Source organism: Candidatus Neomarinimicrobiota bacterium, assembly GCA_017656425.1.
Lineage (GTDB): Bacteria > Fidelibacterota > UBA2242 > UBA2242 > B5-G15 > JACDNV01.
On sequence record JACDNV010000014.1, the window covers coordinates 42,791 to 55,126 of the forward strand.

General features: G+C 36.2%; 12 protein-coding genes, 1 tRNA gene and 1 other RNA gene. All 14 read left to right on the plus strand.

Annotation, left to right across the window (positions count from 1 at the left end; all coding sequences use genetic code 11):
• Nucleotides 1-3: 3 nt before the first annotated feature.
• Complete coding sequence (locus H0Z29_09615; GenBank protein MBO8131755.1) at nucleotides 4-2,244, plus strand: FecR domain-containing protein; 2,241 nt, start codon at nucleotides 4-6, stop codon at nucleotides 2,242-2,244.
• A gap of 3 nt (nucleotides 2,245-2,247) precedes the next feature.
• Nucleotides 2,248-3,102, plus strand: coding sequence for a hypothetical protein (locus tag H0Z29_09620; protein ID MBO8131756.1), 855 nt, complete (start codon nucleotides 2,248-2,250; stop codon nucleotides 3,100-3,102).
• Nucleotides 3,103-3,175: 73 nt separating this feature from the next.
• Nucleotides 3,176-3,248 (plus strand) — tRNA-Ala (locus H0Z29_09625).
• Nucleotides 3,249-3,263: 15 nt separating this feature from the next.
• Nucleotides 3,264-3,531, plus strand: an RNA gene (gene ffs, locus H0Z29_09630) — signal recognition particle sRNA large type.
• Between the two features lie 26 nt (nucleotides 3,532-3,557).
• Entirely contained in the window at nucleotides 3,558-5,201 is a 1,644-nt protein-coding gene (gene dnaX, locus H0Z29_09635) for a DNA polymerase III subunit gamma/tau (protein MBO8131757.1), read from the plus strand.
• A 19-nt stretch (nucleotides 5,202-5,220) separates the two neighbouring features.
• Nucleotides 5,221-5,529 (plus strand): YbaB/EbfC family nucleoid-associated protein, encoded by a 309-nt coding sequence (locus H0Z29_09640; GenBank protein MBO8131758.1) that lies wholly within the window; start codon nucleotides 5,221-5,223, stop codon nucleotides 5,527-5,529.
• Nucleotides 5,529-6,119, plus strand: coding sequence for a recombination protein RecR (gene recR, locus H0Z29_09645; GenBank protein MBO8131759.1), 591 nt, complete (start codon nucleotides 5,529-5,531; stop codon nucleotides 6,117-6,119). The genes H0Z29_09640 and recR overlap by 1 nt, the downstream gene beginning before the upstream one ends.
• Nucleotides 6,119-6,721, plus strand: coding sequence for a CDP-diacylglycerol--glycerol-3-phosphate 3-phosphatidyltransferase (gene pgsA, locus H0Z29_09650; protein ID MBO8131760.1), 603 nt, complete (start codon nucleotides 6,119-6,121; stop codon nucleotides 6,719-6,721). The genes recR and pgsA overlap by 1 nt, the downstream gene beginning before the upstream one ends.
• The gene (locus H0Z29_09655; protein ID MBO8131761.1) at nucleotides 6,708-7,178 is read left to right on the plus strand and encodes a phosphatidylglycerophosphatase A; all 471 of its coding nucleotides are present in this window, start codon (nucleotides 6,708-6,710) and stop codon (nucleotides 7,176-7,178) included. Before pgsA ends, H0Z29_09655 begins: the two co-directional genes overlap by 14 nt.
• A complete protein-coding gene (locus H0Z29_09660; GenBank protein MBO8131762.1) occupies nucleotides 7,175-8,401 on the plus strand; it encodes a CinA family nicotinamide mononucleotide deamidase-related protein in 1,227 nt (408 codons plus the stop codon). The genes H0Z29_09655 and H0Z29_09660 overlap by 4 nt, the downstream gene beginning before the upstream one ends.
• Nucleotides 8,402-8,404: 3 nt before the next feature.
• Nucleotides 8,405-8,956: an RNA 2',3'-cyclic phosphodiesterase gene (thpR, locus tag H0Z29_09665; protein MBO8131763.1), complete on the plus strand. Its 552-nt coding sequence runs from the start codon at nucleotides 8,405-8,407 to the stop codon at nucleotides 8,954-8,956.
• A gap of 14 nt (nucleotides 8,957-8,970) precedes the next feature.
• Nucleotides 8,971-10,002 (plus strand): recombinase RecA, encoded by a 1,032-nt coding sequence (gene recA / locus H0Z29_09670; protein ID MBO8131764.1) that lies wholly within the window; start codon nucleotides 8,971-8,973, stop codon nucleotides 10,000-10,002.
• A 3-nt stretch (nucleotides 10,003-10,005) separates the two neighbouring features.
• Complete coding sequence (locus H0Z29_09675; protein MBO8131765.1) at nucleotides 10,006-10,623, plus strand: RecX family transcriptional regulator; 618 nt, start codon at nucleotides 10,006-10,008, stop codon at nucleotides 10,621-10,623.
• Nucleotides 10,589-11,251: a SagB/ThcOx family dehydrogenase gene (locus H0Z29_09680; GenBank protein ID MBO8131766.1), complete on the plus strand. Its 663-nt coding sequence runs from the start codon at nucleotides 10,589-10,591 to the stop codon at nucleotides 11,249-11,251. Before H0Z29_09675 ends, H0Z29_09680 begins: the two co-directional genes overlap by 35 nt.
• Nucleotides 11,252-12,336 lie beyond the last annotated feature (1,085 nt).

A 12,336-nucleotide genomic window follows, 5' to 3' on the forward strand; every position in this document is an offset into this window, starting at 1 on the left:
TATATGAAGAGAATATTTGGAATTTTAATAATGTTATTACTTTCAATAACCTTATTAGTCTCACAAGAGGTAGCAAGCTTATTAAAGGTTGTCGGAGAAGTAGAGTTTAAAAGAAGCACTGAGGATACGTTTTCTACAGCTACTGTTGGTATAACGCTGTCAAATGGGGATGTATTGAAAACTGGTGAAGATGGTATTGCCGCCTTACTGTTTAAAGATGACAAGTCATTGATTAAAATTAGAAAGAATTCTATTGTAGAAGTAAGTCAGGAATTCGGGATACGTACTATAAAAATGGATGAAGGTAAAGCATTGGTAAATGTCACACCGGGTACTCCTACTGTTTATAGAATAGAGACACCTACTTCTGTGGCTTCTGTTAAAGGAACGCAATTCTGGGTTATAACCACTCCAGGCGCTGGTGATAGATTTTACGGTATTGAGGGAATAGTTGAGGTTGTCAATTTAATTACCGGGCAAACTGTTAATTTAAATCCAGGTATGATGGTAATCTCAACTCCTGACGGTCAATTGCTGAATATACCGGTTAGTGAAGATGAAATACCAAAAGATGAAGAAGAGTATGAAGAGCAACCTCGGGAACAACCTGTGGAGCAGCCCGAAGTCGAAACAGCTAAGGAGGAACAACCTATCCAACCTGTAACACCATCCATTGTAGAGAAGGAGCCCCAGAAGCAGCCACAGCCTCCTGAGGAAAAGGGTGAAAGACCTTACGGTGTGGGTCTTGGTCTTGGTTCTGTAACTCTTGATGGTAAAATATACAATCAGTTTGCTCTAAGACCAGAGGTTCAATTTGGGAAATTGGGTATTGGTCTCGATCTGGTGTTTTATTTTGATCAGGATGGAAATTTGAGAAGAAATGAGTGGGATGAGTTTTCAGATTACCTGGATAAAATTTATTATCTTCGTTATGGTACAGTTGAAGATCCTTTTTTTATAAAAGTAGGAGCCTTAGATAATGTGACTTTGGGATATGGAATATTGATGAATGGTTATTCTAATACAACAGAGTATCCTCAGGTTAGAAAGGTTGGAATACATGGTGGATTTAAATTGGGGAATAATATAGGAATTGAAGGATTTTTAGCAAATATTAAGGAACTATTTGGTCCAGGGCTTATGGCAGGAAGAGTTACATACAAATTTTCCGATAATTTGCCATTAATTCTTGGTGGAACAATTGTAATCGATGCAAATCAGTATTCAGGCATGAAAGATACTGATAAAGATGGTGTGCCGGATGAGTTTGATGCATTTCCTGATAAGAAATTTAAGCTACCAAGTATTTACCCAGAAGGCATAAATGTTCATTATCCTGGCGAAGAACTATCAGGTAAGGATTACAATAAGGATACAGATAAAGACGGAATTCCAGATGAACTTGATTTTGACATCGATGGAGATGGAATGACTGATAATTTTCCTGATTCAATTAAAAATTTTGACCCCATGGTTTATCAAGCCCCAGATCCTTTTAATATAAAAAAGGAACGCAAGACGCTCACCGCAATTTCCATCGACGCTGGATATCCGATTCTAAATATGAGTTACTTGAGGCTCGACTTGTATGGACAGGCGGCAAGTTTCTTACCATTCTGGAAGGTAACAGATTATAGAACAGGAGAAGAATTTACCCCAGGATGGGGTATCGCAGCTCCAGGATTAAGAGCTAATATTATCAAGTTTATAAGTGCAGCTGTAGAGTATAGATTGCAAGGTGATAATTTCTTATATGGTTTCTGGGATAGAGTATATGATTTCGAAAGGGTCTCTATAAGAACAGATCCTAAAGGCAATTTATGGCCATATACAAAGGATCAGATCAAATTAAGAAATGAAGCAATGCAGGGAGTATATGGCTTCTTAAGTGGGAATATACTAAACTACGTAGTTCTGACTGGATATTACCAGCACATGTTTACTAAAGGAAATAATGAAATCAGAAGCTTTTTACTGACTTTAGATGTTCCTAAGAATGTGGTACCAAAACTGGCTGGGGCAAATGTATTTTATCAAAGAAATAATGACAAAAATCCCTTTGATTTTAAACATCCATCGGAGAATACAATCTGGGGATATAGAATAAGCTTTGAAACAGGTGGTGGAGTTATCATATCATATGTGAATCAGACTACATATAGAGACAGAAATGGTGATGGTAAAATAAGTCCAAAGAATGAGTCTATATCATTATCTACTATTGAAACGAGTTTTAGTTTTTAAAAAATGTCTATAGGATTCAATAATGACATCGGCAAGCCCAACATTCTATTGTTGGGCTTGTTGGTTATATCACTACTTTATGCTGGAGACAAAAAATACTTTATTCTTGACGATATGATAGGGTTGTCACTTGATAAAGATGAAAATAAACAGTTGAAAATTTTCCCTGAAGATGGTTTCCTGTTAGCAAAGTTTATCAACATTAACGATTCACTGTATGCCATAATTTATTTTGAAAATGCTAATGATTCCCTGATAATCTACATTAATCCATATCAGAAATATTTAATAAAGAGCAGAATTAAGGATTATAAGGCGGGGGTAATGAGCGAGACCAATAAGATTATTGATTGTAGTCTACCTGTATATGACTGTGGAGTTTTTAATATAAAGGTTAATAATCCAATAAATGTACTAAAGTTTTCGGGAGCCGAATTAACTGGTCTTTTTCATTCTGTAAGTCCAACATACTTAAGGATATATTCGAGAGATGAAATAAAAAGGATTGCGCTCAAGGAGATAAAAGAAATAGTTTACTTTAATAAAGATATAGAATATAAAAGATTTAGGGTTTATTTTTATATGACCCATTCTTTAGCTGGTGCTTTTATGTTTGATAGATTAGGAAAAATTAAAGGATATCCACTTAGCAGTAAGTGGATATATAGATCAGCCGGGTTTGCTTTAGGATTTTACTGTGGTTTTAGACTTTATAGGATAATTGATAGAAATTTTATTAAGAAAGTAACTTACTACAACGTTGGAGTAAAATTTGAAAAAAGGGAAGCATGGCTAAAGAAGAAACTGGACTTTTTTATTGAGAAATTACGAATTGGTAAAAAGGTCAACATATATTAAAATAGCCTGGTTCTATTGCTCATTAAACGTTTGAAATAGGGTTAAAATTTAATAAGTTTATCTTGTTAATTGAGGGGCTGTAGCTCAGCTGGGAGAGCGCCAGAATCGCACTCTGGAGGTCGTGGGTTCGAATCCCATCAGCTCCACGCTATTTGTTGAGGCTATGCTACACGGGGAGCTAGCGGTGCCCTGTACCTGCAACCCGCTACAGCAGGGTGGAAAGCAGGGCTGAGGGTCTGACCCGGTTTGTCTTCTGGCAATATCCGGGCGATGACGTTTACAGACCTGTTCAATGGAGGGTTGATGAACCCCGTCAGGCCCGGGAGGGAGCAGCGGTAGTCAACTGCTCCATGTGTTACAGGTATCTGTAAGCCAGCCTTTGGATTTGCCAGAGGATAAGTGCGGGGGATTCGAAGCCCTGCTGCATAGCCTCAACAAAAATGAAGGTGTAAATTATGGTATATCTGAACTTTGCAAGGAAATATAGACCACAGAATTTTGATGAAATAGTTGGACAGGATCACATATGTATTACATTAAAAAATGCGATTAAGAATAACAGAATAGGACATGCTTTTTTATTTACTGGCTCGAGAGGAATTGGGAAAACATCGACTGCCAGGATTTTAGCAAAAACTCTAAATTGTAAAAGTCCTAGGGAATATAATCCGTGCAATGAATGTACTAATTGTATAGAAATTACTGAGGGTAGAAGTCTTGATGTTTTTGAAATCGATGGTGCATCGAATAGAGGAATTGATCAGGTTAGGGATCTCAGAGAAAGCGTTAGATACCCACCGACAAATTCAAAATATAAGATTTACATAATAGATGAAGTACATATGTTAACAAAAGAGGCTTTTAATGCTTTATTAAAAACTATCGAAGAGCCTCCTCCACATGTGGTATTTATTTTTGCAACTACAGAACCTACAAAAATACCGGCTACAATACTCTCCCGTTGTCTTAGATTCGACTTTCATAGAATACCTGTTCAACTGATGGTTGAACAACTAAAGAAAATTGTAAAAGAGGAAATGTTAAATATAGATGATGATATATTACTCTTAATTGCGAAGAAAGCTGACGGAAGTCTGAGAGATGCTGAAAGTTTACTCGATCAGGTCGTTTCTTTTTCCAATAAATCACCGAGCATAGTAGAAGTACAGAAAATACTTGGTATAATAGATTCTAGCTATTTCTTTAAAGCAAGTAAGGCTATTCTATATAATAATCTGAGTCAATTAGTAAAGATAGTTGATGAAGTTTATCAGATGGGATTAAACGTCAATGAGTTTTTAAATGGATTGGCTGATCATTTTCGCACATTACTTGCTGTTAATTTATCCGGAATAAATGAAGCTATGGATTTACCTCAGAATTTAAAGGAACAATACCTTGAGGAATCAAAATTCTGGGAAGCAGCAGACCTCATACGAATAATGAAAATTTTATCGGAATCTATTGCGCAGATAAAATCAATGGAAAATCAGAAGACATATTTGGAATTAACTTTACTGAAACTTGGATTAATGGACAAAACTGTTTCAATTACTGAATTATTAAAGACAATAAGTGGAGCGAAAATTCCATCATCTTTAATAAAGACGGAAGAAAAAACGCTTGATATTTTTGAACCGGGGAATAAAGCAGAACCAAAAAAGTCGGTTTCAAAAAAAAGGATTACAGAGAATGTTATTACTACAAACTCCGAAAAAGATGAAAAGATTTTTAAAGATGGAATAACTATAAAAGAAATAGTTGAAAAATGGCATATAGTCATTGAAAGAATCCATGAGAAAAATCCAAGCATAGCTAATTTTCTAGAACACGGGAAGCCTGTGAAATTTGAAAATGGAATACTTGAAATACACTTTTCAAAGGATTCTGAATTTCATTTTAAAAATATAAAACAACGCAGAGAATCCGTCGAAAAGATAATTAGTCAAGTGTTATCTAAGGAAGTGAGAGTAAAACCTATTATGTCAAAGGATACAACTTCTACTGTACCTGATGGGGCAAAGAAATCTATTACGAACATCGTAATGGATGTTTTTGATGGAGAAATAATAGAAAAAAGAGAGGTTAAGGGTGGCTAATTTAAATTTTGGAAACTTAATGAATCAGATACGAAATATGCAGAAACAGATGGAGAAAATTCAGGAAGAGATGGAATCTGTAGTAGTTGAGGGAAGTGCCGGCGGTGGAATGGTTGTGGCTAAAGCAAATGGGAAACAGGAAATCATCTCAATAAAAATTGAACCTGAGATATTGAAAGAGGATGTGGAATTGGTTGAAGAGATGGTTGTAGCTGCGGTTAATCTGGCACTGAAGAAAGCACAGGAAGTGTATCAAGAGAAAATATCGGAAGTAACCGGTGGAATTTTACCAAATATACCAGGTGGTTTTAAGATACCGGGCTTATGATATCTTTACCTGAACAACTAAATAGATTAATAGATTTGCTCAGTAAGTTTCCTGGTATTGGGAAAAAAACTGCACAACGCTTAGCATTTCATATATTAAAAGCACCTAGAGATGAGGCTATTTTACTGGCAAAGACTATCGTTGAGGTCAAAGATAATATAAAGACATGTAGTATATGTTTCAATATAACGACCACTGACCCATGTCATATCTGTACAAACCCAAAAAGAGATCATTCGATGATATGCGTTGTTCAGGAGGCTATGGATATAATTTCGATAGAAAAAACGGGATGGTACAATGGACTCTACCATGTACTTGGAGGAGTTATATCACCGCTTGATGGAATCGGCCCTGATGATTTAAATATAAGTGGATTGTTAAATAGGTTAGATGGAATTAGGGAGATTATCCTGGCACTAAATCCTACAAGGCAGGGAGAAACAACTGCAATTTACCTATCAAGATTGTTGAAACCTAAAGGGGTAAAAGTAACCAAACTGGCATATGGGTTGCCCATTGGTGTAAATCTTGAATTTGCTGATGAGATGACTTTATTAAAAGCGCTTGAAGGACGTACTGAAATCTAATGGTGTTTACTGTCCCTAATATAATTACATCACTCAGAATAATTTTAACTCCTATGTATCTATATTTTATCCTTATTCCAAAGCCTATATGTAGACTTGCCAGTCTTTTAATTTTTACCGTAGCAATTCTGACAGATATAGTTGATGGGTATTATGCTCGTAAATATGGCGAAGTTTCGCGCATTGGAAAGTTTCTCGATCCCCTCGCTGATAAAATTTTAATAATAAGTGCCTATATATCCTTTACTTTTGTAAATGATTTAATTCCTGTCTGGATGGTAATTCTCATCTTCATTAGAGATTTGATGGTAACTGGACTGCGTGTGGTCTTCGAAAGGCGTGGTTTTACTTTGGTTACAAGAAAGACAGCCAAATACAAAACAGCCTTTCAGGGTTTTAATATATTCTTTATCCTTATATACCTTGTTGTCTTAGAATACCTTAATAAAGGGTTTGTAAGTTCTATACTGAATTTTATTGCGAATTACAACATTGTTTACTATATAACTCTAATTGTTACCATTGTTACTGTCCTGACTGGGATCGAATATTTCTATGTAAACTGGCGTCGTCTTATAGCGAGGGGTAATGAAATTTCTTAAATTCGTTTCGAGGACATTTTCATCATTTTTTGGTATTGGATTTTCACCTGTTGCACCTGGAACAGCGGGGAGTATCGTTGGTGTTGTAGTATGGTATCTTATGCCGTATAAAACGTTAAAAATTCGCATACCTATATTACTACTATTAATTATTCTGGCAATTATTAGCTCCAGTTTTGAAGAAAAAAATAGCAAATTAAAAGACCCATCATATGTTGTAATAGATGAAGTGATTGGCGTGTGGTTATTAATAATAATAACAGGTTGTGTCCATCTTAATAAGAATTATATGAAACTCTTTGTTGCATTTATTCTTTTTAGAATATTTGATGTTATTAAGGTCCCACCAATAAATTATGTTGAGAAGGTAAAAGGTGGGTTTGGGATTGTATTTGACGATTTAATTGCCTGTATTTACGCAGGTATTTTGACAAATATTATCTTTTTAATTTTATGAAAGCGGCAATCATCAATATAGGATCAGAATTAACTGCTGGTATAATTGAGAATACCAACTCTACCTATATAGCCAGTTTACTTAGTTCACGGGGCATAGATGTGAATGAAATAATAACCATCCCTGATAATGTTGAAAAGATTGTGTATTATCTAGAGAAATGTAGTGGGAATAGTGATATAACACTGGTAACAGGAGGATTAGGTCCCACCCTTGATGATTGTACAAGGCAGGCTGTTTCGAAATTTTTGAATAAAGGTTTTGTTTACAATGAGGATATAGCCAGAAAGATAAAAGAGAGGTTTGAAAAAAGAGGAATTGATCTGCCTGAATGCAATTTAAAGCAGGCCTTTCAAATAGAGGGCGTTGAAATTCTGGATAATCCAATTGGAACCGCACCGGGTATGAGATTTGAAAAGGAAGGTGCTGTATTTTTTATTTGTCCTGGAGTGCCTGCTGAAATGGTATCAATGATTCAAAAATATGTATTACCTTATATCGACGGAAAGGTCAGGGATAGAAGAATAACAAAAACAATTAAGACCTTTGGTATTCCCGAATCCAAGATATATGAGTTAATAAAGACGGATATGGAAAATTGTCCCAATGTAAAAGTTTCTTTTTTACCACAATTTACATCAAATGATATACTTCTATCTGTAAAAGAAAGTAACAAATCTGAATTAGAAAAACTTGTTACAGCTATAAAAAATAAGCTTGGGGACTCAATCTTCAGTGAGAATGGTGAACCAATTGAGGTGGTAATAGGGAAATTATTAAGAAACAAAAATAAAACTATAGCTGTCGCTGAGTCCTGCACTGGTGGGTTGGTAGGGGACAGAATCACTACAGTTCCGGGAAGCTCTGATTATTATATCGGTGGTATAATTTCTTACAGTAATGAGGTAAAGATAAGGCAACTTGGGGTAAAAAGAACCTTCATAGAAAAATATGGAGCTGTTAGTGAAGAAGTGGCAATTGAGATGGCCAGAGGTGTAAAAAAAGTTTTGGGATCAGATATAGGAATCAGTACTACTGGTATAGCAGGACCTACTGGAGGATCTGAGAAGAAACCTGTAGGTACAGTATATGTTGGATATTCCGATTTTAAAGGTGATTTAGCAAAAAGATTTTATTTTAATGTAAATAGACAGCTGAATAAAGCGATGTTTTCGCAGTTTTGTCTTAATCTATTGAGATTAAAATTACTAGAGGAGAGGTAAATTTTGAAAAGGACGTTTGTAGCTATTCCAATATCAGAAGAGGTAATGGAGCTAATAAAAAGTATCAGGAAAGAGTTTAATCGTCTGGAAAAATTTGTTAGGTTTGTCAGACCAGAATCTGTCCATATTACATTAAAATTTATTGGTGATACCAATGAATACGATTTTGAGGGAATTGTAAGTAATATTAAAAAGTCAGTCGCAAGTATTGTACCTTTTAAAGTAACTATTAACGGAACAGGTGTATTTCCTGATACAAGGAGACCAAGGATTTTCTGGCTTGGCATTATCGAAGGATTAGAAAACTTAAGAAATATAAGTTTGTCATTAAATCGTGAGTTGGCAAAGATGGGGTTTGAGGAGGAGAAAAGAGAATTTAGAGGACATGTGACAATAGGGCGGGTAAAGAGACCTCTATTAAACGAGGAGATTAAAAGTTTTATTAATTTCAAGTATGAACCGATTAGCTTTTTTGCAAAAAAGGTTATATTTTATGAAAGTGTATTAAAGCCAGATGGCGCAAGGTATATACCAATAAGTGTAATTGATATTTAAAATTGAGGTATAAAATGGAAACAAAAAAAGACGAAAGAAAAGAAAAAGCAATAGAATTGGCCATAGCCCAGATCGATCGTCAGTTTGGTAAAGGCTCAATAATGAGATTGGGTGACGAGAGAGCACGTGTAAAAATCGATGTGATTCCAACTGGATGTTTGTCACTTGATGCAGCGGTAGGTATTGGTGGAATACCAAGAGGAAGAATTACTGAGATATACGGACACGAATCATCAGGAAAGACCACATTAGCACTTCACATCATTGCGGAAGCTCAAAAGCAAGGTGGTTATGCGGCATTCATCGATGCGGAGCATGCTCTTGATCCTACGTATGCAGAAAAATTAGGTGTTAACATTAAAGACCTGCTAATATCTCAGCCCGACAGTGGTGAACAGGCTCTTGAAATAACAGAGACTCTGGTAAGAAGTGGTGCTATTGATGTGATTGTAATTGATTCAGTTGCTGCATTGGTACCGAGAGCAGAGTTGGAAGGAGATATGGGTGACAGCTATATGGGACTACAGGCAAGACTTATGTCACAGGCTCTCAGAAAACTCGCCGGTGCTGTAAATAAATCCAATACTGCGGTTGTGTTTATTAATCAGGTAAGAGAAAAGATCGGTATAACTTTTGGAAATCCTGAGACAACTACAGGTGGTAGGGCATTGAAATTTTACACATCTGTAAGGTTAGAAATTAGAAGGTTAACCTCCATAAAAGAGGGTGATGCTGCGATTGGGACAAGGACAAAAGTGAAAGTTGTTAAAAATAAATTGGCGCCACCCTTCAGAGAAACAGAGTTTGATATTCTTTATGGAAAAGGTATCAGCTATGAAGGTGATGTACTAGATACTGCGGTTGAGGCTGGTATAATTCAGAAATCGGGATCGTGGTATTCTTATGGTGATGAAAGATTAGGGCAAGGTAGAGAAAATGCGAAGAATTACCTTACAGAAAATCCTGAGTTATTTAAAAAGATTGAAGAGCAAGTAAAAGAGTATCTCGGATTAAAGAGGAAACTTGAGAAAGAAAAAGCAGATTAAGGCATGTTCAAAATTTTAAAAATAGAGCAGAATCCTAAAAGACGAGAACTCTTTTATATTTTTTTGAATGATGGCAGAGTACTGGAATTAAAATATCAAACAATTCAACATTTTAAGCTGTTTGCTGATGATATTATAACGGAAAAACAATTAAATCTTATAATGTCTCACGATAATTATGAGAGAGCCAAGGATATAGCTCTTAAGTTTCTTGCTAAAAGGTCAAGAACAAAATATGAGATTTGTAAATATTTAAAGACAAAAGGTTTCCAGAATATGGAAATATTTCGAGTTTTACTTTTTTGTTACAATAAAGGTTTAATTAATGATTACGAATATGCTAAAAGATACACACTCGAATGTATTAATAGCAAAAAAGATGGATTATATAAGATAAGAAGAAAGTTGTTGGAAAAAGGGATATCAAAAAAGACTGTGAATAGAGTATTGAAGGAACTGGTAACTGAAGATAATCAACTGACAAATGCATTTACCCTTGCGCAGAAAAAACTTAAGCTTTTAAGTGGTAAGTCGAATAAGAAAGAAAAATTATATAGATATTTATTACAGAAAGGGTTTCCAAAGAATGTTATCTTCAAAGCTATCAATCATTTTAGTTAGTTTTCTAACATTCAGTATTACATTGGGAGGTGATAGATTGAAGTTACCATACCCAAATTATAAAGGTGGTGTTTCTCTAGAAGAGGCAATATACAAAAGAAGATCAATTCGAGATTTTTCAGAGAAGAAACTGACTCTGGAACAGATTTCACAACTACTCTGGGCTGCACAGGGAATTACGGACAATCGATATGGTTTCAGGACAGCACCATCAGCGGGTGCTACGTATCCTTTTGATGTGTATATTATTGTGGATAGAGTTGATAAATTAGATTCTGGAATTTATAGATATATTCCTCAAGATCATCTTCTGGAAAACATTGAGAAAGGAAGATTCAATAAAATACTTGCGGATTTTGCATTGGGACAGGATGCAATTGCTCAGGCTCCTGTAAATATTTTATTGTCAGCTGTATATGAGCGGACAACCTCTCGGTATGGAAAGCGAGGTATTATGTATGTTCATATAGAAGCTGGCCATATTGCACAGAATATACATTTGCAGGCGGTGACATTGGGACTTGGTTCTGTTCCTATAGGTGCTTTTTATCCTGAAAAAATCAAGAGTAGATTTAATCTACCTGGAGAACCATTATATATCATTCCTGTGGGTTATCCTGAGCGTTGAAATAAATTAGTATTTGCAACATATTTGGTAATTAAATAGAAATCCTGTTTCTTAGTAGTAATTTCAATTGTGTATTTTTAAGTTGTTTCCCATCTATCCTGTAATTGTAAACGGTAGCAAAACAGTTTGCATTTTCACCGTCATTGCGAGCGTAGCATAAGCGAAGCGAAGCAATCTCATCTGATTGGGATGGCTGGATGGCGAGATGGCTAGATAGCTAGATGGCGAGGTGGCGAGATAGCGAAATGGCTAGACGGTTAGGTAGCTGGATGGCTGAGAGGTAAATGGTCTGACTGGCTGTCAAGCTATCAAGCTAACAAGCTAACAAGTTAACAAGCCAGCAAGCTAACAGGCTAACAAGCTAACCAGCTAAAGAAGTAACTTGGTGTAACTTCTTCGGTGGCCCCCTGTCATTGCGAGCGAGCGTAAGCGAGCGTGGCAATCTATTATGCTTAAGCTGTGATGGTAGCATGTTTTAATTGTATTCCTACTTGCAGAGCAGATTGCTTCGTCGTCCCAATGGGACTCCTCGCAACGACGTAGCCCTGTCATTGCGAGCGTAGTGAAACGGAGCGAAGCAATCTCATCTGATTGGGATGGCGAGATGGCAAAATGGCTGGATAGCTAGCAAGCTATCAAGCTAACAAGCCAACAGGCTGTCAAGCTATCAAGCTAACAAGCTAACCAGCTAAAGAAGTAACTTGGTGTAAATTCTTCGGTAGCCCGCTGTCATTGCGAGCGAGCGTAAGCGAGCGTGGCAATCTATTATGCTTAAGCTGTGATGGTAGCATGTTTTAATTGTATTCCTACTTGCAGAGCAGATTGCTTCGTCGTCCCAATGGGACTCCTCGCAACGACGTAGCCCTGTCATTGCGAGCATAGTGTGGCAGGGCTATATATAAAGTTCAAAGTTCAAGGTTCTACGTTTGTATGGGTGGTGACAATGAACTCTTAAACGTTGAACTTTCCTAACATCGAACCCAACGGCTTTCTTATCTTTCGAGCCATGAGAGAAACCCCGGCAATTCTGTATCTGAGAGGAGGTTTTTACAGATTTCAACGAACAGTTCCATGTCGATTTTATC

Bases quoted from the DNA above. Each gene is read 5' to 3' on its own strand.
- H0Z29_09615 (MBO8131755.1), top strand. From the start codon at position 4: ATGAAGAGAATATTTGGAATTTTAATAATGTTATTACTTTCAATAACC.
- pgsA (MBO8131760.1), top strand. From the start codon at position 6,119: ATGGTGTTTACTGTCCCTAATATAATTACATCACTCAGAATAATTTTA.
- H0Z29_09675 (MBO8131765.1), top strand. From the start codon at position 10,006: ATGTTCAAAATTTTAAAAATAGAGCAGAATCCTAAAAGACGAGAACTC.
- H0Z29_09680 (MBO8131766.1), top strand. From the start codon at position 10,589: ATGTTATCTTCAAAGCTATCAATCATTTTAGTTAGTTTTCTAACATTC.
- recA (MBO8131764.1), top strand. From the start codon at position 8,971: ATGGAAACAAAAAAAGACGAAAGAAAAGAAAAAGCAATAGAATTGGCC.
- H0Z29_09620 (MBO8131756.1), top strand. From the start codon at position 2,248: ATGTCTATAGGATTCAATAATGACATCGGCAAGCCCAACATTCTATTG.
- dnaX (MBO8131757.1), top strand. From the start codon at position 3,558: ATGGTATATCTGAACTTTGCAAGGAAATATAGACCACAGAATTTTGAT.
- H0Z29_09660 (MBO8131762.1), top strand. From the start codon at position 7,175: ATGAAAGCGGCAATCATCAATATAGGATCAGAATTAACTGCTGGTATA.
- H0Z29_09640 (MBO8131758.1), top strand. From the start codon at position 5,221: ATGAATCAGATACGAAATATGCAGAAACAGATGGAGAAAATTCAGGAA.
- H0Z29_09655 (MBO8131761.1), top strand. From the start codon at position 6,708: ATGAAATTTCTTAAATTCGTTTCGAGGACATTTTCATCATTTTTTGGT.